This window comes from Chromohalobacter israelensis DSM 3043, assembly GCF_000055785.1.
GTDB lineage: Bacteria > Pseudomonadota > Gammaproteobacteria > Pseudomonadales > Halomonadaceae > Chromohalobacter > Chromohalobacter israelensis.
On record NC_007963.1, the window covers coordinates 53460 to 75691 of the forward strand.

General features: G+C 64.7%; 10 protein-coding genes and 1 pseudogene. 3 read left to right on the forward strand and 8 right to left on the reverse strand.

Features of this window, described 5'->3' with window-relative positions:
• Positions 1 to 32 precede the first annotated feature (32 nt).
• Positions 33 to 1196, reverse strand: coding sequence for a murein hydrolase activator EnvC family protein (locus CSAL_RS00230; RefSeq protein ID WP_011505356.1), 1164 nt, complete (start codon positions 1194 to 1196; stop codon positions 33 to 35).
• A 29-nt stretch (positions 1197 to 1225) separates the two neighbouring features.
• Positions 1226 to 2803 carry a 2,3-bisphosphoglycerate-independent phosphoglycerate mutase gene (gpmI, locus tag CSAL_RS00235; protein WP_011505357.1) on the reverse strand — a complete coding sequence of 526 codons (1578 nt, stop codon included), beginning with the start codon at positions 2801 to 2803 and terminating at the stop codon, positions 1226 to 1228.
• A gap of 294 nt (positions 2804 to 3097) precedes the next feature.
• On the opposite strand from gpmI, the gene CSAL_RS00240 reads away from it, so the two are divergent.
• The 3 genes from CSAL_RS00240 to CSAL_RS00250 all read left to right on the forward strand — a co-directional run bounded on the left by CSAL_RS00240 (position 3098) and on the right by CSAL_RS00250 (position 4815).
• Entirely contained in the window at positions 3098 to 3517 is a 420-nt protein-coding gene (locus tag CSAL_RS00240) for a rhodanese-like domain-containing protein (protein ID WP_011505358.1), read from the forward strand.
• A 71-nt stretch (positions 3518 to 3588) separates the two neighbouring features.
• Positions 3589 to 4083: a protein-export chaperone SecB gene (gene secB / locus CSAL_RS00245; RefSeq protein ID WP_011505359.1), complete on the forward strand. Its 495-nt coding sequence runs from the start codon at positions 3589 to 3591 to the stop codon at positions 4081 to 4083.
• A 3-nt stretch (positions 4084 to 4086) separates the two neighbouring features.
• Entirely contained in the window at positions 4087 to 4815 is a 729-nt protein-coding gene (locus CSAL_RS00250; RefSeq protein ID WP_011505360.1) for a 16S rRNA (uracil(1498)-N(3))-methyltransferase, read from the forward strand.
• 12 nt (positions 4816 to 4827) lie between these two features.
• On the opposite strand, the gene CSAL_RS00255 is transcribed toward CSAL_RS00250, so the two are convergent.
• The 6 genes and pseudogenes from CSAL_RS00255 to CSAL_RS00290 form a co-directional block, all read right to left on the reverse strand.
• Positions 4828 to 5733 carry a pirin family protein gene (locus CSAL_RS00255; RefSeq protein WP_011505361.1) on the reverse strand — a complete coding sequence of 302 codons (906 nt, stop codon included), beginning with the start codon at positions 5731 to 5733 and terminating at the stop codon, positions 4828 to 4830.
• Positions 5734 to 5862: 129 nt separating this feature from the next.
• A pseudogene (gene ycaC / locus CSAL_RS00260) lies at positions 5863 to 6486 on the reverse strand (isochorismate family cysteine hydrolase YcaC).
• A gap of 822 nt (positions 6487 to 7308) precedes the next feature.
• A complete protein-coding gene (locus tag CSAL_RS00270; RefSeq protein WP_011505362.1) occupies positions 7309 to 8496 on the reverse strand; it encodes an HlyD family type I secretion periplasmic adaptor subunit in 1188 nt (395 codons plus the stop codon).
• On the reverse strand, positions 8497 to 10656 hold the full coding sequence (locus tag CSAL_RS00275; protein WP_011505363.1) for a type I secretion system permease/ATPase: 2160 nt from the start codon (positions 10654 to 10656) through the stop codon (positions 8497 to 8499).
• Positions 10653 to 12215: a TolC family protein gene (locus CSAL_RS00280; RefSeq protein ID WP_011505364.1), complete on the reverse strand. Its 1563-nt coding sequence runs from the start codon at positions 12213 to 12215 to the stop codon at positions 10653 to 10655. The genes CSAL_RS00275 and CSAL_RS00280 overlap by 4 nt, the downstream gene beginning before the upstream one ends.
• A 3-nt stretch (positions 12216 to 12218) precedes the next feature.
• A complete protein-coding gene (locus CSAL_RS00290) occupies positions 12219 to 22163 on the reverse strand; it encodes an Ig-like domain-containing protein (protein ID WP_011505365.1) in 9945 nt (3314 codons plus the stop codon).
• Between the last annotated feature and the right edge of the window lie 69 nt (positions 22164 to 22232).

Sequence of the window (22232 nt, forward strand, 5' to 3'; positions counted from 1 at the left end):
ATCCAGCCTGCCGGTGTGACGCATCGTGCGTCTCAGCGCCGCGCGATCCAGTCGCCGGGGTCGATGGGGTCGCCGTTCTCGCGTACCTCGAAGTACAGTGCCGGGGTGTCGCGGCCGCCGCTGTCGCCGACGGCGGCGATGGTGGCGCCACGCTCCACCTGTTCGCCGACCCCGACGGCGAAGCGTTGCAGGTGCGCGTACAGGGTCATGATGTTGTCGCCGTGGTCGATGATCACGAGGTTGCCGAAACCGCGCATCCAGTCGGCGAAGACCACGCGCCCGGCATGCACGGCGGAGACGGGGGTGCCCGACGCGGCACCGATGAGGATACCGTTGCGGTCGACACCGTCGCCGTTGCCGTAACCGGTGAGCATGTCGCCCTGCACGGGCCAGGGAAGGTCCCCCTGGGTCTGCTCGATTTGCGTGGAAGGCGGTGCCTGGTCGAGACGCTCGAGGCGCTCGCGCATGCGATCGAGCAATTGTTCGGCGTTTTCACGGTCGTCGGTGAGCGCGGCCAGCTTGGCGCGCTGGGTGGTGTAGCGCTCCTTGAACTGGGCGAGGATGGTCTCGCGCTTGCCGCGCTGCTCGCTCAGGGTCTCGCGTCGTGCGGTGAGCTCGTCGCCGAGGTCGTCCAGACGCGCCTGATGGGACTGCAGGGCGCGTTGCGTCTCGTCGAGCTGGTCCTCGAGCTTGGCCAGCGCATCGAGGCGTTGCTGACGCGCCTGGTTGAGATGGTTGAGATACTGCTGCAGGCGATCCAGGCGTGCGGGGTCGCTCTGATTGAGCAACAGCTTGAGCTGCGGCGTGGGGCCGAGCCGGTACAGCGCATTGAGCTGCTTGGCGAGCGCCTCGCGCTGGCGGCGGCGCTCTATTTCCAGGGTCTGGCGGCGTTTCTTGAGCTCGGCGACTTCCTGGTCGAGCTGGTCCTGTTCGCGTTGGAGCCCGGTCAGGCGCTGGTGCGTCTCGGCCAGTCGAGTCTCCACCTCGCGTAGCTCGCGCTGGGCCTCGTCGCGGGCGTCGCGCGTGCCTTCCAGGCGAGCTTGCGTCTGCTCGATGTTCTCTCCCAATGCCTCGAGCTGGCGGTGGACCTCCTCGGGAGAATCCTGCGCCCAGGCAACGGGCGGGAATAGCCACGCACACGAGATCGCCATGGCACAGGCCATGGCGATTCGCTTGCTGGATACTGGCGTCCTCATGCGCCGACTCCGCAATGCACGCACACCGTTCAGGTATTGCCGATCAGCACTCGGCCGGTCATTTCCTCGGGCACCGGCTCGTGCATCATCGTCAGCAGGGTCGGGGCCAGATCGCACAGGCTGCCGTCGTCGGCCAGCGTGGCGCCCTGACGCGGCGTGACGTAGATCAGCGGCACCTGGAAGGTGGTGTGGGCCGTCTGCGGGTTGCCGGTCTCGGGGTGCACCATCTGCTCGGCATTGCCGTGGTCGGCGGTGACCAGGCACTCGCCGCCGGCACGCTCGATGGCCTCGATCACCCGGCCCAGGCAGTCGTCCACGGCCTCGATGGCCTTGACCGCGGCATCGAAGTTGCCGCTGTGGCCGACCATGTCGCCATTGGCGTAGTTGCACACGATCAGGTCATACGTGCCCGCGTCGATGGCCGCGACCAGCTTGTCGGTGAGCTCATACGCGCTCATCTCCGGCTTCTCGTCGTAGGTCTTGACGTCCTGCGGCGAGGGGATGAGTTCGCGATGCTCGCCCTCGAACTCGTCCTCGCGGCCTCCGGAGAAGAAGAAGGTGACGTGCGCGTACTTCTCGGTCTCGGCGATGCGCAGCTGCTTCAGGCCGCGCTTGGCGACGGTCTCGCCCAGGGTGTTGACCAGGTCGGTGGGCGGAAAGGCGACCGGCGCGGGAATGTCGGCGGCATACTCGGTGAGCATCACCAGGCCCTCATGGGCCAGCTTGGGCCGTGCCTGGCGGGTGAAGCCGCTGAAGTCGTCCTCGACGAAGGCGCGGGTGAGCTCGCGGGCGCGGTCGGCGCGGAAGTTCAGGAACAATGCGGCGTCGCCGTCGGCCATGCGCACCGGCTCGCCGTGCGGGCGGATGCTGGTGGCGGCGACGAATTCGTCGGTCTCGCCGCGTTCGTAGGCGGCGTCCAGCCCGGCCTCGGCACTGGTGGCGACCTGCGAGCCTTCGCCCTCGACGATGACGCGATAGGCCTGCTCGACACGGTCCCAGCGGTTGTCGCGGTCCATGGCGTAGTAGCGGCCGACGATCGAGGCGACGTAGGCGTTGTCGGCGCCGAACAGCTCGGCGAGGCGTGCGTTGGCGCGTTCCAGCGAGGCCCGGGCACTCTTGGGTGCGGTGTCGCGGCCGTCGAGGAAGGCGTGCAGATAGACATGCTTGGCGCCACGCTCGGCGGCCAGCGCGGCCACGGCGAGAATGTGATCCTCATGGCTGTGCACGCCGCCCGGCGAGAGCAGGCCGAGCAGGTGCACGGCACGGCCGGCGGCCACGGCGGCATCGATGGGTGCGGTCAACACGGGGTTGCTGGCCAGCTCGTTGTCCTCGATGGCCTTGGTGATGCGCGTGAAGTCCTGATAGACGATGCGCCCGGCGCCGAGGTTCATGTGGCCGACTTCGGAGTTGCCCATCTGGCCGTCGGGCAGCCCGACATACTTGCCGTCGGTGTGCAGCAAGGTGGAGGGATAGCGTTGCTTCAGCGCGTCCATGACCGGCGTCCGGGCGCTGTAGACGGCGTTGTACTCGGTGTCGTCGTTCTGACCGTAGCCATCGAGGATCAACAGCGCGACGGGACGGGGACGCTGGGTGTGGGTATCTGCCATAACATGCCTCGCGGGAATCTGATGGGCGTCGCATCGGCGGCGGGACGCCGATGACCCCGGGTGGCGGTGACACCGCGCACGGGGTTCGCGACTCACGTCTCCTTGCGGCATCATAACGCAGTCGCGGGGAAGCGTCAGCCGAGTCGCTGGGGCCGGACGCCCGCCCGTGGCTCATGTATACTAAGGCGCCCGTTGGGGCGTCACGCGTCGTCCGTCGAGCGACGACGACTCGACCGAGCGCGGCCCGACTGGATACGCGGCCCGACCGACATACAACGAGAGTTATCCGCACTCATGATCGATCAGCTATTCGAATTCGTGCAGAACCACCTGCTTTTGTCAGGCGCTTTTCTGGTGGTATTGGTGGCGTGGATCGCCTACGAGCTCAGGAACTCGAGCAACGGCGTCTCGCCGTCCGAGGCCACCGCGCTGGTCAATCGCGAGGATGGCCTGTTCCTCGACATCCGCGAGGTGAAGGATTTCAAGGCGGGGCACATCGCCGGCGCGCGCAACATTCCCCAGGGCCGCCTGAACGATCGTCTCAAGGAGCTCGAGGCGTTCAAGGAGAAGCCGGTCGTGGTGGTGTGCAAGCATGGCCAGAGCTCCGGCGCCGCTGTGGGCCAACTGACCCAGGCGGGCTTCACGCGGGCCACCAAGCTGAAGGGCGGAATGACCCAGTGGCAGTCCGACGAGCTGCCGGTGGTGCGCAAGTAATCGTTATCCCGACGGGGCGGTGCACGCCGGGCCCCGTGTCTCATGCATAGCTCAGTCAAAGGAAGTACGACATGGCGGAAGACAACAATCAGGCCGCTCAGGGTGGCAACGACGCGCAGAACCAGTTGCAGTTCTCGATGCAGCGCATCTACGTCAAGGACATCTCCTTCGAGTCGCCCAACGCGCCGAGCGTGTTCCAGAACGCGTTCAAGCCCAAGGTCGGGCTCGACCTCAACACCACCCACAAGCAGGTGGGTGAAAACCTCTACGAGGTGGTGGTCAAGGTGACGGCTCAGGTCACCAACAACGAAGACGGCGCCACGGCATTCCTCGCCGAAGTGGAACAGGCCGGTCTGTTCCGCATCGCCGGCTTGAGCGACGACCAGCTCGACCACACCTTGGGCGCGTTCTGCCCCAACATGCTGTTCCCCTATGCGCGCGAGTGCATCGACAACCTGGTCAATCGTGGCAGCTTCCCGCCACTGATGCTGTCGCCGGTCAATTTCGAGGGCATGTACGCGCAGAAGAAGAAGCGCGAGAGCGAAGCCGCCGAGAACGCGCACTAAGCGATGGCCGGACCGCGCATTCATGTGGCGGCCACGCTGGTCGCCGCAGCGGAGCTCACCCTGCCCGAAGGTGCCTCGCGCCATGTGGCGGGCGCGCTACGCCTGCGCGAGGGCGCGGCGCTGCGCCTGTTCGATGGCGAGGGCCATGAAGCCGATGCCGAGATCGTCGCCGTGGGGCGCCGCGAGGTGCGCGTGCGGATCACTGCCGTGACCGAGGGAGGTGCCGAATCGCCGCTGGCGGTGCACCTGGGCCAGGCGATCTCCAAGGGCGATCGCATGGACTACGCGATCCAGAAGGCCACCGAACTCGGCGTGGCGGCCATCACTCCGCTCTACACCGAGCACGGCGACGTGCGCCTCAAGGGCGAGCGCGAAGCCAAGAAACTCGCTCACTGGCAAGCCGTCGCGGTCAGCGCCTGCGAGCAATGCGGGCGTAGCCGCGTACCCACCGTGCATCCTCCGCAAACGCTCGACGCCTGGCTGGCAAGGCGTGACGAAACGCTGCGCCTCGTCCTGCACCCTTCCACCGACACTACATGGCGACATGCCAGCGACGTCGCCCGCGTCGCGCTGCTCGTCGGCCCCGAAGGCGGTCTATCGCCCAACGAAATCGACACCGCCCGCGCCGCCGACTTCGCCGCCCTGACCCTCGGCCCGCGCATCCTGCGCACCGAAACCGCCCCCGTCGTTGCCCTCACGCTGCTCCAGTATCACTTCGGCGATTTGGGGTAGAGCGCTCGCGACTCAATTGGCTGTCACCTTCCACGGAATCGGTGGCGGCATGATCCGTTCCCCATCGAATTCGGGCACGTCGCCGAAGCGGTCGCTGCCGGCTTCCCATTCTTCCCATTCCTTCTGAGCCTCGGCGATCTCGGCCTTGCTGTGACCGACGAAGTTCCACCAGATGAGTATGTCCTCGTTCAGCGGTTCGCCGCCGAGCATCAGGGCGCGTGTGCCGGCTTCCATTGCGAGCGTGATCTCGTCGAGTCCGCTGCCGAGATAGGCCATCTCGTTGGTGTCGAAACGGTCACGCTCGATGGTGAGGCTGCCTTCCAGCAAGAGGACGCCATACTCGAAATCGGTACGGGCGGGGAGCGTCAGCTGGGTGGCATCGGGGCTGACGATGTCGAGCCCGACCAGCGGCGAGAAAGCATGCGTGGGCGCCTCGCGGCCTTGAAAATCGCCCCTCAGCAACGTCACGTCCGTGCCCTGTTCGCTCCAGCGCGGCAAGTCGGGGTAGTGATCGAAGCGTGGCGATGTGTGGCGCGTGGCGTGGGGTAGGGTGATCCACAACTGAGCGGCGTGCAGTTGGCCGGATTCGAGGATGGATTCCTCGGTATGGGCGATGCCACGGCCCGCGGTCATCAGGTTGAGTTCGCCGGGGCGGATGCGCTGGGCGTTGCCCAGGCTGTCGTGATGCATGATTTCGCCGGCCAGCATCCAGGTAAAGGTCTGTAGGCCGATGTGCGGGTGTGAACCAACACGCATGCCGCCTGCGCCGACAGTGAAGGTAGCCGGGCCGGCATGGTCGAGAAAGCACCAGGCGCCGATGAGCCGACGGCCTCTTTGGGGCATCACGCGGTTGACCGGGATGCCGCCGACATCTGCCGTGCGGGCGTGGAGAGGCTGAATCAGCCGGTGCCCGTCCACGGCGGGTCATTCACGGGAATCGTAGAGATGGGGACGATGCTCTGTATTGCTCATGCGCGGCCTCCTTGGCGAGACGTAGGCTGCCGCCACCGAGCGCATCGGTGGCGGCAGTGTGGGCACGGTAGTGGTCTAGTTTTTCAGCACCGCGTCACGGCTCTGGATCAGGTTCGAGTAGTGGGGCAGATGTTTGGCCAGAATGCCGCCAAAGCCCTCGATGTCGTTACGCCAGTCGCGATGTGACTCGCCAGCGACCGAGAACCAGTTCATCAACTGTACGCCGGCCTGGGACATGCGATCCCATGCAGCATCGCGCACGGCGGTTTTGAAGGTGCCCGAGGCATCGGTGACCATGAAGACCTCGTAGCCCGCTTCACGCGCGGCCAGCGCCGGAAAGGCGACTCAGACATCGGTGACCACGCCGGCGATGAGCAGCTGCTTTTTGCCGGTGTCCTTGATCGCCTGGACGAAGTCCTCGTTGTCCCAGGCGTTGATCTGGCCGGGGCGGGCGATATAGGGCGCGTCGGGGAATTTTTCCTTCAACTCCGGCACCAGCGGGCCGTTGGGGCTGTCCTCAAAGCTGGTGGTGAGGATCGTCGGCAGATCGAAGAACTCGGCGATGTCGGCCAGAGCCAACACGTTGTTATTGAACTCGTCCGGCGTGAAGTCACGGGCGAGGGATAGCAAGCCTGCTTGATGATCGATCATCAGCAGGGCGGCATCGTTCTTGTCGAGTCTTGAGTAGGAATAGCTCATGGCACATCCCCCTCTGTGGTGAAAAAGAGCGGGAGACCTGTTGGGGGCTCCCACCGACTGCGGGCGAGCCGGCGCCAGAAGTAGTAACGATGCCGTGCCGAGCTACTCGGCCTGGAACCGGCGTAGGGAGTCTTCGATTTCTGCGCTCGAGCTTGGCATCCTGCGTGACCTGCGTGCCGTTCATCTCACCGTGCTACCCAAGACGATGGGCAACGTGGTGTGGCCCCCGGGGGCCGTGAGCGTGGTCGCGCCACTTTGAGTCAAGAGTAGATCCCAAACGCCGCTCGCGCCGTCGGTGAGGCCTGGTCGAGGGTTATCAGGCCTCCAGCGGTAGTCGCCTATCGGTGCCGACTGAGGAAATCAATCAATAACCGTGCGATCGCTTCAGGTTGATCCTCGGGAGAGAAGTGGCCGCAGTTATCCAGCACGGTGAGTTCAGAGCCCGGGATATCTGCATTCAGGCGGTGGCATAATCCACGCTTTGCCAGGCGTCATCCGCTCCCCAGATGAGCTTGACCGGCAGGTTACCGAGCTCGGGTAGTCGGTCTGCAATTTTCAACGTGTGTTTAGGGTCGTAGTGGCGAACCTGGTGTTGAAAGAGACTGGGTTGCCCAATGGGTCCGCTGAGGAAGTCGAGGTAGGTGTCGAGCACAGAGCCGTTCAGTGCGCTTTGATCATGTACAGCGGTCAATAATCATTCACGGAAATGAGCGCGGTGCTCGGTATCGGGTGTCTTGATGAGTCTCTCGAGACCGTGCGCCATGTGCTGCTGGGTACATGGCCTGATGCAGGAACTCGCGATAGGACTCGATGACAATGCCCTCAATAGAGGTTTGCCTTGAGCAGCGGCTTGAGCAGGTAGTCCAGCACGCTGCGCTCGCCGGTCTGGATATCGACCTGGGCGATCATGCCGGGAATGATCGGCAGGTCCTTGCCATTGTGCGTCAACGAGCCGCTTTCGGTGCGGATGTAGACCTTGTAGTAGGACTCCGTGCCCCGGGGCGTCTCCTCTTCTATGGTATCGGCGCTGATCTGCTCGACCGTCCCTTCGAGATCGCCGTAGATCGTGTAATCGTAGGCGGTGATCTTGACGCTGGCCGGCATCCCGGGCGCCAGGAAGGCGACGTCCTGCGGCTTGATCTTGGCCTCGAGCAGCAGCTGGTCCTCCAGCGGGATCACTTCCATGATGGTCTCGCCCGGGGGCACCACGCCACCCCGGGTGGTGTAGTTGATCGCGTTGACCCGGCCATGCACCGGCGAGTTCAGTTCGGTGCGCTGGTACTGGTCCTGGCGCTGCACCAGGACCTGCTCCAGCGACGACAGCTCCCCCTTCTTGTCCGTCAGTTCGGTGTAGGCATCCTGCACGTAGCTGTTCTGGATCTCGGCGCGCTTGCCACGCAGCGAGGCGATATCCTGCTGTAGCTGCAGCGACTCCATCTGGCTGACGGCCTTGCGCTCGACCAGCGGCTGGATCAGGTTCAGCCGCCGGCTGGCCATCTGGATCTCGTGATCCAGGGAGCCGGTGGCCTCGCGCAGCTTCTCCCTGCGGGCGTGGAACAGTTCGCGCTCGGACCGGGCCAGCGAGCTCTGGGCATCGACATCCGCGGGGAAGTCGATGCTATCCGCCTCGAGTACTTCGGCCTGCAGCCTGGCAATGGCGGCTTTCAGCGCCTGGACCTGATTTTCCGTCTCCTGATAGGCGCTGCGGAAGCGGGTGCCGCTGAGCTTGACCAGCAACTGGCCCTTGTCGACGATGTCGCCTTCGCGCACCTCGAGCTCATCGATGATGCCGCCTTCCAGACTCTGGATCGACTGGATGCGACTGACCGGGATCACGCGGCCCTCGCCGTGGGTCACCACGGCGATGTGCGCCCAGGCGGACCAGCCGATGAAACTGAGCAGGCAGACCAGGACGGCCCATACCACGGGGCGGGCAAGTGGATGGCGCAGGTTGGCCCGTGGGTCGCCAAGCTGCCGCTGCAACTGCTGGTCGCTGAGTGTCGTGGCCATCTAACGTCCCTCCCGCGGGGTCGGGCTGCCGGAAGCGCCCCGATTGCCCTGCACGACCTGATCGAGGTCGCCCTGCATCGCCAGCTTGCCGTCGCGCAGCACGATGGCGCGACCGGTCAGCTCCAGCAGCGGCTTCTTGTGGGTCGACACGATCAGCGTGCGGCCCTCCATCCACCGTTTGAGGAATGCCACGGCGCGCTTCTCGTTGTTCTGGTCGAAGGCGGCCGTGGGCTCGTCCAGCAGTACGATGCGGGGGTCCTGCAGCACCAGCCGGGCGAGACCTATGGCCTGACGCTGCCCGCCGGAGACGCTGCCGCTGGAGGCGATTGGCAGCTCCAGCCCTTGGGGATGACTGCGCACGAAGCGGCCCAGGCCGACGCTGTCCAGCGCCTGGAAGATCTCCTCGTCCTCGTAGGCCGCGCCATCCAGGGTCAGGTTGTCCCGCAGGGTGCCGTAGAACAGCGCGATATCCTGGGGGAGATAGCCGATCGCCCGACGCCGGTCGGCGGATTCGATCTGGGTGATATTGATGTCGTCTAGCATCACCCGGCCGGCGGTCGGCTCGACGAAGCCCGAAAGCAGCCGCAGCAGCGTCGATTTCCCGGCGCCATTGCCGCCCAGCAGCGCGATCCGTGAGCCCGCCTCGATCGTCAGTTCGTCGATCTTCAGCGCGGCCGGCCCCTCTTCGTAATGGCGGACCACGACCTCTTCCAGGCGATAGTCGCCGTGGAGCCGGGGCTTGCGGACTTTCTGGCCAGCCCCGCTTTCGTTGGGAGCCTGCATTAGTTCGTCCAACCCTTCGACCGCCGCCTTGACGTGCTGCCAACGGGCGAGCAGGGCGCTGGTCTGGCCCATCGGAGCGATGGCCCGCGAGCCGAGGATGGAGCAGGCGATCAGCGCACCGATGGTCATGTCGCCGGCACTGATGCGATAGACGCCGACGATGACGATGCCGACATACCCCAGCTGCTGCAGCAACGAGGCCGAATGGGTCAGCATGCTGGTGACCGCCCTCAGCCGGATCGAGGCGTTGGAGAGCTGCGCCGACAGCGACTCCCACAGCGCCAGGTTTCTGCCCTCGGCCCGCGTCGCCTTGACGGTCTCGAGCTGATCCAGCGACTCCAGCAGCACGCCGTTCTTGACCGCACCCTCGCGCAGGTTCTCGCGCGCCAGTCTGGCCAGATGGCGCTGCAGCAGCAGCCCGGGGAGGATCATGCCGGCGATGGCGGCCACCGGCACCCACGCCACCGGGCCGCCGATCCAGGCGATGATCAACACGAACAGCGCCACGAAGGGCAGGTCGCTGATGGCGCCGGCGGTGGCGGAGGTGAAGAATTCGCGGACCGATTCGAACTCGCGCACTTGGCTGGTGAAGGCGCCGGTGGAGGCGGGCTTGGCGTTGAGACGCAGGCGGACCGCCTGTTCGAAGAGTTTCGACGAGAGTTCGAGATCCAGACGCTTGCCGATCACCTCGAGCAGATGCGCCCTGAGCCCCTTGAGCAGGAACTCCAGCAGCACGGCCAGCGCCACGCCGCTGGCCAGCACCCACAGCGTATCGAAGGCGGCGTTGGGAACGACCCGGTCGTAGACCTGCATCGCGAACAGCGCGGTGGAGATCGCCAGGACGTTGGCGGCCAGGGCGGCGACGCCGACTTCGGCGTAGGCGGGCCAGCAGGCTCTAAGCGGCTCCTTCAGCCAGTGCTTGGGGGCCGCCTGGGCGAAGTTGCCGGCGCGGTCGTCGCTGCGAGCGGCCGGCCGGGCGAAGATCGCCGTGCCGCTGTAGAGGGCGTCCAGCGCTTCCGGCGTCAGCGTCTCCTCGCCGCCGTCGGCTTCGGGGAGGGCGATGCGGGCTTCCCCGGCATCCAGCGACTCCAGCAGCGCCGTATCGCCGTTGTCGAGAATCAGCAGCGCCGGCAGCAATCGCGGCGAGATATCCTTCAGCGAACGTCGGCTCACGCGGGCGCTGACCCCGGCCCGGCGCAGGGCGCGGGAGACTTCTCTCAGCGGTAGCCGTCCTTGCTCCAACGGCAGCCCGTCGCCGAGCTCCGACAGGGAGGTGGGGCGGTCGAGGCGACGGCATAGCAGCACCATGCCCTCCCGCAGCGGGTCGTTGCTCTCGTCGACCGGGTCCGTGAAACGTTCGGAGGCGGAAAGGCTCATGGAGCGTCACCTCCCAGGCGGCCTGTGATCAACGGGTTGATCAGCCCCAGTTGCGAGGCGGCGCGATACTGGATGCGCTTCTGCTGGCTCTCCAGGTCGATCAACTGGCGACGGGCCGAGAACGCTTCCTGCCGAATCGTCAACAGGTCGTTGACGTCGCGCAGCCCCACGGAGAACTGGTCGTCGTAGAGATCTCCCACGGACTGGGCCTCCTCGACTTGGTCGGACAGCGCCTGCTGGCGCTGGCGGTAGACCTCGGCGTTCTCGATCAGGGTCAGCACGCTGCGGCGGATTTTGCGGCGCTGGTCGTCGACGCGATAGCGGGCCGCCTCGAGCCTTTGCCGGGCGGCGTCCGGACGCTGGAAGTTGGCCAGCCCCTGCAGCGTATCCATGCGCAGGCGGAGCCCGATCACCGAGTCGTTCTGCAGCTCGCCGCCGATCTGGCGTCGCTCCAGCGAGCCTTCGATGTTGAGCTGCGGCTTCAACGACGCCTGGGTCTCGTCCAGTTCGGCCTGCGCCTGTTCGGCGGTTGCCACGGCCTGCCGATAGGCCGGCGCCGCCACGATCCACTGTTCCAGTCTCGCGTCATCCAGGCGATCGGTGAGGGTCGCCGGATCGGGCGCATCCAGCGCGTCCGGCGAGACCCCGACCAGCACCCGGAACTGCTGGCGGGCATCGTTCAGCGAACCGCGTTCCGTGGCCAGTTCGCCGCGGGCCTGGGCCAGATCCAGCGCCACGCGCCCCTGTTCACTGCTATCGGTATAGCCGTTGCTGCCTCGGTCCTGGGTCAGGCTGCGCAGCGCCTCGAGCTCATCGACGTAATCCTGGGTCAACTCCAGCCGACGCCTGGCGGCCAGGATGTCCAGGTAGGCCTCGGCGATATCGAGGGCGGCCTCCTCTTCGGCCACGCCGAGCGCCCGCCTAGCCTCTCGCGCCGAGGCACTAGCGCTGGCAACCTGGCTGTCGACGCGGCCCCAGTCGTAGAGCATCTGGCGGGCCGAGGCGTCGTAGCCGAACTCGCTGAAGGGGAACTCTTCCGGGCCCGCCGAGAGGTCGACGGTGGGGAAGTAGCCCCATTCGGCGATATCCACCTCGGTACCGGCGGCGTCGGCATCGGCGATCGCCGCACGAACCGCCGGGTTGATTGCCAGCCCCCGACGCACGGCACCCTCGAGCGACAGCGGCCCGGAGAGCGATGCGGATCGAGTCCGACTTCCGCTGCCGGCGGGCCTATTCGTCGATGTCGTCGATGGCGACCAGGGTTCGGCCGGCAGCGTCGTGCTGATCCTCGGGGCGGCCTTGGAAGCCCCGCGGCCGTTGGCCTCATGATCGACGGCGTTCCACCAGTCGGCTTCCTGGCCCTTCGCCAGGGTCGGCGCCAGACAGACGACGATTGCCAGCTTGCGTAGCGTCCACCTTTCTGCGTGTTGGGATAAGTCCTCGATGATCGTTTTTCCTTCTGCCTGCGATATTCTTTGGCTGGCGATGTCGCGTCGCCAGCCTTGTCGATTGGGGGTAGCTGACGCCGCGGCCCGCAGGGCGCGGCGGCGTCCGGCCATCGTTCAGGTCTCGACCTGGACGGTGCCCTGCTCGACCTGAATGGTGGCGTCTCCGAAGGTGTATTGGTCATAGGCGGTACCGCCCAGCGTGACGGCGCCGTCGGAAGTCGCCCCCTGGAGATTGAGCGTGTCCTGTTGGTCGCCGGTGATCTGCAGCACGTTGTCGTCATCGGTCATGGCATCGACGTCTTCGGCACTCAGCGTTGCCCTGCTGGCGTCATCGCCACTGCCCAGGTCCAGCCGCTCGATATTGGTGACGAGGCCGAGGCCGCCGTTGACCATGTCGAGGTCGATGCCTCCGTCGAGCAGCAGGGTGTCGAACCCGTCGCTACCATCGATCGAGGTGAAACCGTTACCGCTGGTCACGATCAGGTCGTCTCCGGCGCCCGCATTGAAGGTGTCGGCACCGTTGCCGTCGATCAGCAGATCGTTGCCGGCGCCACCATTGAGGGTGTCGTCTCCCGCGCCGCCGCGCAGCAGATCGTTGCCGTCACCGCCGTTGAGGGTGTCATTGCCCTCATAGCCGTAGAGGCGCTGGCTGCCGGTGCCGCCGTCGAGCGTCTCGTTGGCGCTGGTGCCCTCGACGATGTTGTCGTTGTTGCCCAACAGCGTACTCAAGGCGTCCAGGTTGGCCAGCTCACCCAGCGAGTCCGTGGCGGTTCGGCCGTCGCTGTCCGTGGCGGTAATGATCGTCGAGTTGAGCAGCGAGAGCTGGAGGTCGGCGTCGAGCTCCAGCAGGCCGTCGGTGTCGGCGAACGCCACGGTGGCCAGCAGTTCGTTGATCGCCAGGTTGTCGATCGTGCCGCCATCCGCGGCGGTGATGGTGACGCTGGCGGAGGGTGCGACCAGGCCGAGCAGCCCGGGATCGCTGTCGAAGGCCAGGTTCAGCCCCAGTTCGTCGGCCATCTTTTGGGAGGCGGTGAACTCCAGCGCGGTCAGGTTGAGGCTGAGCAGGGGCTGGTAGGCCACCGTCACCGACTGCAGGTTGCCATCCGCGTCCGCGGCGAAGAGGTCCTGGTCACCGAAATCGATCAGGCCCAGCAAGTCCACCCCGGCAATGCCGAGCAGCGAGGAGGAGTTGGCCTGAACGACGGGAGCGACGTTGTCGGGATCGGGTGTCGGCGGTGTCTGGCCGGTGCTGTCGAACTCGGCGCTGGTGCCGGCGGTATCGCCATCGTTGTCGGAGATCACGGCATCGACACCGGTGGAGACGTTGCCCGAGAGGTCGGTATCGGCCGAGGCGTCCTCGACGATCAGGTTACCGTTGGTCAGCAGCGTCTTGATGATCTGGAGATCACTTCCGCCGTCGCTGACCAGATCGACGTCCTGCAGCGTGATGATCTGATCAGCAGCCGCCTCCTTGGCGGAGGCTTCGGTGATGCCCTGGAACCCTCCGGTGGAGCTGATGTAGACCAGCGTGGCGGTACCGACCAGCGCGAAGTGCAGGTAGTTGGTCAGATTGCCGGCGCTCCTGCCGATCTTGCCTTCGCCCTGCAGCAGGTTGCCGAGGTCGAGGAGATCGCCACCGCCGGAGACCCGGGCGCTGTTGAAGTCGGTGATGGTGTCGTTGGCGGGGGTGCCAATGGTGCCCTGATGGCCCTGTTCCCAGCGGAAGACATCATTGCCGCTGCCGCCGGCCAGGGTGTCGTCGCCGGTTCCCCCGATCAGGATGTCGTTGCCGGTACCGCCGTTGAGTGTGTCATTGCCGGCACCACCGCGGAGGAGGTCGTTACCCTCGCCGCCGTTGAGCGTATCGTTGCCGCCGTAGCCGTAGAGGCGGTCGTTATCGGCGGTGCCGTCCAGCGTCTCGGCGGCGCTCGTGCCCTGGATCAGGTAGTCGGGGACGTTGCTCTGCAGCAGTCCCAGGCTTAGAACGTCGCTGCTGGAGGTCTCGGTGGTATTGCCTTCCGTATCCTCAGCCGTAATGGAGAGTATTTGTCCGACTCCGAGATTAATGCCGGAGTTGATATAGATAGTGCCTAAGAGCTCGTTGAGTTGTTGGTTGCTTATCCCATTTTCATTGGTAGTGCTGACTGTTATGGAAGCGCTCCCGCCTACTCCAGAGGTGGGGAAATCATCAACACTGACATCGAGTCCAAGTTCCTGTGCCAGCAATGACGAGTATCTAAATCCTCCTCCAACATTTACTGTCATTGTATCTAAGCTCAATGAAATCATGACTTCCAAAATATTATTATTGGCATCGGTGGCGGCGAAGGCCTGCTCATCGCTGAAGTCGACCAGGCCGAGCGCTTCCGCACCGATCAGGCCCAGCAGACTGTTATCGTCGCCCAGTGCGACCACTGGCGCCGCTTCCGGCTCCGGATCGAGCAGGTTGGCGCCAGACGCGTCGTAGTCATAGCTGCCGTCCTGCAGATTGACAGTCAAGGTCTCGCCCTTGAGGGTCTGGACCGTCAGCTCCCCGGAAGCGCTGTCATAGTCGCCATCCTCGAACGGCACGACCAGTTCGGAATTGCCGGTCGCGGAGATGCTGTCGGTTTCCGAATCGTAGCTGAAGGTGTAGCCGTCGATGGTGAGTTCGGAGACGTAGCCGCCATCGACACCGTAGCTCTCGACGAAGCTGCCCGATGCCGTCGTGGAGTCGGTATCGATCTCGAAGAATGCCGGCTGCGCGGCGACGGGGACATCGTCGGCCAGGTTGACGGTCAGTTTGCCGCTGGTCTCATTACCTAGTTGATCGCTGGCGGTGACATCGAAACCCAGCGCCAGGATATCGGCGCCAGCCAACGGATGATCGAGCGCCTGCGACTGGGTGTAGGTGTAAGCCCCGGTGGTGCTGACGGTCAGCGTGGCCACGGTCGTGCCATTCGCCGTCCCGTCGAGGGTGTAGACCCCGTCGCTGAAGCTGCCGCTCCAGTCGACGGTTTCACCTCTGGCGGTGATGCCCGCCGGGCCGCCGACAGTAATGGATTCGACCCCACTGCCGCTGTCGTCGATCGTCATGGTACCGGAGACCGTGACAGTGGCCGCTCCATCCAGGCCTGCTTCGCTGATATTGGCCGCGGCGTCGTCAACGGCTGGCGCGGTCTGATCCAGCGTGACGCTGTCACCGTCGACCGTAGCGGTATTGCCAGCCGTGTCGGTGATCTCCAGCGAGCTGGTGATCTCGCCATCGGCGAGCCCGGAGAGATCGACCGTGAACGTGCCATCGGCAGCGACATCGGCTGTGGCGGTATCGCCATTGACGTCGGTGAAGGTGGCGACCGCCGTGGCGTCGTCATCCAGGCCGCTGACGGTGTAGCTGGCCGTGCCGGCTTCGTCGGTGCTGACCAGACCATCGTCATCATTGCTGGTCAGTGTTGCCAGCGGCGCGGCATCGGCGGTGGTATCCAGCGTTGCAGTGTCGGAGACCGTACCATCGTTGCCGGCGGCATCGGTGACCGTGAGGGTCGCGGTCAGTTCTCCGTCTGCCAGACCGGATAGGTCGGCGACGTAGGAGAACGATCCATCGATGACATCAATGTCGATGCCTTCGACCACCACGGGCTCGCCGCCATTGGCGCTGGTGATGGTCAGCGTACTGATCGATGCACCGTCCTCGACCTGACCGGTGATGGTGACGCCATCGGCATCGGCCGCATTGTAGATGCCGTCATCGTCGACGAAGGTCACGCTGTTGATGCCATCGCCGTCACTTGGCGCGGTGACATCCAGCGTCACGCTATCGCCGGTTACCGACGCGGTGTTGCCGGCCCCGTCGGTAATTGCCAGCGAGCTGGTGATTTCGCCATCGGCGAGCCCGGAGAGGTCGACCGTGAACGTGCCATCGGCCGCCACGTCGGCGGTGACCGTGGTGGTGCCGTCGGTAAAGGTCGCCACGGCGGTGGCATCGTCATCCAGGCCGCTGACCGTGTAGCTGGTCGTGCCAGCTTCGTCGGCATTGACCAGGCCATCGTCATCATTGCTGGTCAGTGCCGCTGTCGGTGCGGCGTCGGCAGTGGTATCGAGAGTGACCGACTCCCCATCGATAGTGGCGGTGTTGCCGGCCCCGTCGGTAATCGCTAGCGAGCTGGTGATCTCGCCATCGGCCAGACCGGAGAGGTCGACGGTGAACGTACCATCGGCAGCGACATTGGCCGTGGCGGTATCGCCGTTGACGTCAGTAAAGGTCGCCACGGCGGTGGCGTCGGGGTCGAGGCCGCTGACGGTATAGCTGGTCGTGCCGGCCTCGTCGGCGTTGACCAGGCCATCGTCATCATTGCTGGCCAGGCTGGCCAGCGGCGCCGCATCGGCGGTGGTATCCAGCGTCACGCTATCGCCAGTTACCGTTGCCGTGTTGCCGGCCCCGTCGGTGATCGCCAGCGAGCTGGTGACTTCGCCATCGGCCAGCCCGGAGAGGTCGACGGTGAACGTACCATCGGCATCGATCGTCGCGGTGACGGTATCGCCATTGATGTCGGTAAAGGTGGCGACCGCCGTGGCATCGTCATCCAGGCCGCTGACCGTGTAGCTGGTCGTGCCAGCTTCGTCGGCATTGACCAGGCCATCGTCATCATTGCTGGTCAGTGCCGCTGTCGGTGCAGCGTCGGCGGTGGTGTCGAGCGTGACCGACTCCCCATCGATAGTGGCGGTGTTGCCGGCCTCGTCGGTGATCGTCAGCGAGCTGGTGATCTCGCCATCGGCCAGGCCGGAGAGGTCGACGGTGTAGTCACCGTTGGCATCGATCGTCGCGGTGGCGGTATCGCCATTGACGTCGGTGAAGGTCGCCACGGCGGTGGCACCGTCATCCAGGCCGCTGACCGTGTAGCTGGTCGTGCCGGCTTCATCGGCGCTGATCAGGCCATCGTCATCGTTGCTGGTCAGGGTAGCCAACGGCGCTGCATCGGCGGTGGTATCGAGAGTGACCGACTCCCCATCGATAGTGGCGGTATTGCCGGCCCCATCGGTGATCGCCAGCGAGCTGGTGATTTCTCCATCGGCCAGACTGGAAAGATCTACGCTGATCGTTCCATCCGCTGCGACATCGGCGGTTACTGTGGTGATGCCATCGGTGAACGAAGCCACGGCGGTGGCATCAGGGTCGAGACCACTAACGGTATAGCTGGTCGTGCCGGCTTCGTCGGCATTGACCAGGCCATCGCCATCGTTGCTGGTCAGGGTGGCAAGCGGCGCCGCATCGGCAATGGTGTCGAGGATGGTGGTATCGGTAGCGGTCCCCGCATTACCGTTGTTATCGGTGGTGGCAAGAGTTGCGGTCAGCGTACCGTCTTCGAGACCGGAGAGGTCGACACCGTCGATAGTAAAAGTTCCATTGGTAACCGTAATGGTGGCCCCATCCAGCACCACGTCTTCGCCACCGCCCGAGCTGGTGATAGTGACGGAATCGATCGTAGTACCGTCTTCGATCTGGCCGACCAGGGTCGTGGCTGTGGATTCGTCGGCATCGATAAAGCCGTCGCCGCCTTCGGCGAAAGCGATTGCATTATTGCCGTTACCATCCGTGTCGACGAAGGCGAGTGCGGGGTCGCTCTCGTTACCGGCTGCATCGGTGGCTACCGCATTAATCTCGGAACCGTCATCCAGTGCGTCATCGGCGGTGACGCTCCAGTTACCATTTTCATCGACGGTCGCGGGCTCCCCGATGATATTGCCCTGGCTGTCGGTAACCGTCACATTGCTGCCGGGATCACCGGTTCCGCTAATGGTGGTGGCATTGCTGAAATTGATCACCGGCGTCGCGGGCGCCAGGGTATCCAGTGTGACGCTGTCGCCGGTCACCGTTGCGGTGTTGCCGGCGGTATCGGTGATCGTCAGCGAACTAGTGATCTCGCCGTCGGCCAGGCCAGAGAGGTCGACGCTGATTGTTCCATCCGCTGCGACATTGGCCGTGGCGGTATCGCCATTGATGTCGGTAAAGGTGGCGACCGCCGTGGCATCGTCATCCAGGCCGCTGACCGTGTAGCTGGTCGTGCCAGCTTCGTCGGCATTGACCAGGCCGTCGCCATCGTTGCTGGTCAGGGTGGCCAGCGGGGCGGCGTCGGCGGTGGTATCCAGCGTCACGCTATTGCCGGTTACCGTTGCCGTATTGCCGGCCCCGTCGGTTATCACCAGCGAGCTGGTGATCTCGCCGTCGGCCAGGCCAGAGAGATCGACGCTGATTGTTCCATCCGCTGCGACATTGGCCGTGGCGGTATCGCCGTTGACGTCGATGAAGGTCGCCACGGCGGTAGCGTCGTCATCCAGTCCGCTGACGGTATAGCTGGCCGTACCGGCCTCGTCGACATTGACCAGGCCATCGCCATCATTGCTGGTCAGGGTGGCCAGCGGGGCGGCGTCGGCGGTGGTATCCAGCGTCACGCTATCGCCAGTTACCGTTGCCGTGTTGCCGGCCCCGTCGGTGATCGCCAGCGAGCTGGTGATCTCGCCATCGGCCAGACCGGAGAGGTCGACGGCGTAGTCGCCGTCGGTATCGATCGTCGCGGTGACGCTGTCGCCGTTGACGTCGGTGAAGGTGGCCACGGCGGTGGCATCAGGGTCGAGACCACTGACGGTATAGCTGGTCATGCCGGCTTCATCGGCGCTGATCAGGCCATCGTCATCATTGCTGGTCAGGGTGGCCAGCGGCGCCGTATCGGCAATGGTGTCGAGAGTGACCGACTCCCCATCGACAGTGGCTGTGTTGCCGGCGGTATCGGTGATCGCCAGCGAGCTGGTGATCTCGCCGTCGGCCAGGCCAGAGAGGTCGACGCTGATTGTTCCATCCGCTGCGACATTGGCCGTGGCGGTATCGCCATTGATGTCGGTAAAGGTGGCGACCGCCGTGGCATCGTCATCCAGGCCGCTGACCGTGTAGCTGGCCGTGCCGGCTTCGTCGGCACTGACCAGGCCATCGCCATCATTGCTGGTCAGGGTGGCAAGCGGTGCCGCATCGACGATAGTGTCGAGGATGGCGGTATCGGTGAGCGTACCGGTGTTGCCAGCATCGTCGGCGATCGACAGCGTGGCGGTCAGATTGCCATCGGGCAGACCGGTCAGATCGGCGGTATAGCTAAACGTGCCATCAGCGTTGAGGGTGATGCTCTCTCCGGCAATGGTGAGCGGATCGCCTCCGCCATCGCTGATAATCGTCAACGAGACAAGGGTCGCGCCATCTTCGACCGTGCCGGTCAGGGTGGCACTGGTGGCTTCGTCGGCATTGTAGACGTCGTCGCCAAAGACGACGCTATTGCCGTCGTCGTCCACGCCCCCAGGAGCGGTGGTGTCGAGCTCGATCGTCTCGTTGACCGGTTCGGAGGTGTTGCCGGCGGCATCGGTAGCGACAGCGCTGATGCTGTTGTCGCCTTCGTTGAGCGTGACCGTACCCTCGGCCAGCGTCCAGGTGCCGTCGCCGTTATTGGCAGCAGTATAGTCATCGCCGTTGACCGTGACGGTCACGGTTGCATCCGGGTCGCTGACAGCGCCGCTGAGCGCGGGGCTGGGGTCGTTGATCGGCGCATCCAGGTCATCGACGTTGACGACAGGGGCGGTCTGGTCCACGGCAACAGGGCCAAGCGTAACGAGATCGCTGGTGTTGCCGGCGGCATCGGTCTGGCGAACCTGCACCACGCCATTGTCGTAATCGCCTTCCGGCAGTTCGAAACTGTTGCCGGTGCCGGTGATCCAGCTATCGCCACCGTCGATGGAGTATTCCCAGGTGGCACCGTCTTCGATCCCACCGACGTTGACGATGGCGTCACTGGTGATGCCGTCACCGTCGTTAAGGCCGGTATCGTTGGCGAGTATCGCGGTCGGCGCATCTGGCGCGGTCAGATCGGGCGCGGTGGCGCTGGCTGGATCGCTCTCGTTGTCGGCGGCATCGGTGGCCGTCGCCGTGACGCTTTCGCCATTGGTCAGGGCGGGGTCGAGCAGCACGCTGTAGCTGCCGTCACCGGGATCGGCAGTGACCGAGCCGATGTCATTGCCATCGGCGTCGGTGACGGTGACGGTCGAGCCGGGTTCGGCGGTGCCGGTGACGGCAGTGCCATCCTCGGCGACGGTTGCTGTCGGCTCGTCCGGTGGTGTCGTGTCGACATTGAGCGCGTAGGTATTGCTGGGCGCAGAAATCTGGCCCTCGGGATCGGTAGAGGTCGCACGGAATGTCGTCGTGCCATCCAGCAGCCGAGCACTGATCCTGAAACTCCAGTTGCCGAAGTTATCGGCCTGGGTCTCGCCGAGCATGGCTTTGTCCGCCCACACCTGCACCATGTTGGTGGCTTCGGCGGTGCCCTGGAGCGTGGGATTGGAGTCGTTGGTAGTACCGCCGTTATCGATGTTTCCGGTTACCGGCTCCGTCGCGTCGATCGAGGTGATGATGACTGGATCGGAGGGTGGCAGGTTATCTTCCAGGTCGGCGTCGACGGTGGCATTTCCCGGTTCGCTGGTATTGCCGGCAGCGTCCCTGGCGACGGCGGTGAAGGTGCTTTCATCCTCCAGCGGTGTGTCAGGTGCATAGGACCAGTTGCCGTTGCGATCCGTCTCGACGGTGGTGATGGTGCCACCCTGCTCATCCGTGAGCGTGACGCTGCTGCTCGGTTCGGCGCTCCCGGTGAGGATTTCTCCATTCGTCGGATTGACCTCGGGAGCCAGGGGAGGCTGGGTATCGACGGTCAGGGTGAATGGGTCACTGGCGTCCGACACATTGCCGGTGCTACCGGTGGCTGTGACAGTGAAGTCGTAGTCGCCGTCGTCGAGTGCCTCTGGCGTGAACGACCACTCTCCCGCCGCATTGGCGATGGTCGTGCCGAGTTCGGTCTCGCCGGAATAGATCGTGACGATGCTGCGCGCTTCGGCTTGGCCCGAGAGGGTCGGTGTCGTGTCGTTGGTGCTGTCGCCGCTGTCGAGATCGCCCGTCTGCGGCGCGGTATCGTCACTGCCCATCGTGATGGTAGGCGTGGCGGGGGGCGTAGTGTCGTTCAGGTCGCCGTCGACGGTGAGGGTGCCGGGTTCGCTGACATTGCCCGCGGCGTCGGTCGCGGTGGCGTTGACCTCGGTGCCATCGACCAAAGGTGCGTCCGGTTGGAACGACCAGTTGCCGTTAGCGTCCGTCGTGGTCTGGCCAATGGCGTTACCGTCTCCGTCAGTCAACGTGATCGCGCTGCCGGGTTCGGCGGTGCCGATCAGTATGCTGCCATCGCTGGGATCGAGGGTCGGTGACCCCGGTGCCGAAGTGTCGACTGTCAGCGCATAGCCATCACTCACGCCGGACACATTGCCGGCGGAGTCCGTGGCGGTGGCGGTGAAAGTGTAATCGCCATCGTCGAGGTCATCGGTGGTGAATGTCCATTCACCTTGCCCGTTGGCCGTGGTGGTCCCGATCGCCTCGCCGTTGGCGTAAAGCGTCAGGGTGCTGCCCGGTTCGGCTTCACCGCTGATGGTTTTACCGTTGGAGGGATCGATCGTCGGCGCGTCCGGGGGGGTGTTGTCGGTCTCACCGCCTCCGTCATCGGGGGGGGCCGCGCCGTCATCGTCATCATCATCGCGTCCGCCACCACTACCTCCCGCAAGTGCGCCGGCTGCCAGTGCGCCACCCCCGATGGCGGCCCAGCCTAATGGAGTGACAGAGGCGCCACTAGTACCTTCGCTGGCAACGGCCGCAGACTCGAATATGCCGAACTCTCCTTGAGGTAGGTAATCCGCCACGACGATGCCGTCACTGGTGGAGGGGCCAAAATCCGCCCATATCAGTTCCTGATCGTCACCGGTGAGGTAAAGTTGGCTAGTGGTGGCTTCGTCCGTGCCATAAAAGCCTTCGATACGGATGACTTGACCGTCCGTGGTCCGAACCAAGAGGTCGTTCCCGTCACGGGACAGTGACGCCACATCTTGCGGGGAAAGGCTTAGCAGGATGTGGCGTGATTCGGAGACGGAGAGGGTGCCATTATCGACCGCTACTGCGGGTGATTTAGCTAGGTCTTCTTGGAGGGCAGCCACTTTAGCGGAAATAGCCATTTTCTTTACCTCTTCGTGTTACTTACGTAAGAAGTTTTTTACGTGGCATAAGACTATTTTCTATTAGGG

What these genes read in the sequence shown, in the direction of transcription:
- CSAL_RS00230 (WP_011505356.1), bottom strand. Translation starts at nt 1,196, where the DNA reads ATGAGGACGCCAGTATCCAGCAAGCGAATCGCCATGGCCTGTGCCATG.
- gpmI (WP_011505357.1), bottom strand. Translation starts at nt 2,803, where the DNA reads ATGGCAGATACCCACACCCAGCGTCCCCGTCCCGTCGCGCTGTTGATC.
- CSAL_RS00240 (WP_011505358.1), top strand. Translation starts at nt 3,098, where the DNA reads ATGATCGATCAGCTATTCGAATTCGTGCAGAACCACCTGCTTTTGTCA.
- secB (WP_011505359.1), top strand. Translation starts at nt 3,589, where the DNA reads ATGGCGGAAGACAACAATCAGGCCGCTCAGGGTGGCAACGACGCGCAG.
- CSAL_RS00250 (WP_011505360.1), top strand. Translation starts at nt 4,087, where the DNA reads ATGGCCGGACCGCGCATTCATGTGGCGGCCACGCTGGTCGCCGCAGCG.
- CSAL_RS00270 (WP_011505362.1), bottom strand. Translation starts at nt 8,496, where the DNA reads ATGGCCACGACACTCAGCGACCAGCAGTTGCAGCGGCAGCTTGGCGAC.
- CSAL_RS00275 (WP_011505363.1), bottom strand. Translation starts at nt 10,656, where the DNA reads ATGAGCCTTTCCGCCTCCGAACGTTTCACGGACCCGGTCGACGAGAGC.
- CSAL_RS00280 (WP_011505364.1), bottom strand. Translation starts at nt 12,215, where the DNA reads ATGGCCGGACGCCGCCGCGCCCTGCGGGCCGCGGCGTCAGCTACCCCC.
- CSAL_RS00290 (WP_011505365.1), bottom strand. Translation starts at nt 22,163, where the DNA reads ATGGCTATTTCCGCTAAAGTGGCTGCCCTCCAAGAAGACCTAGCTAAA.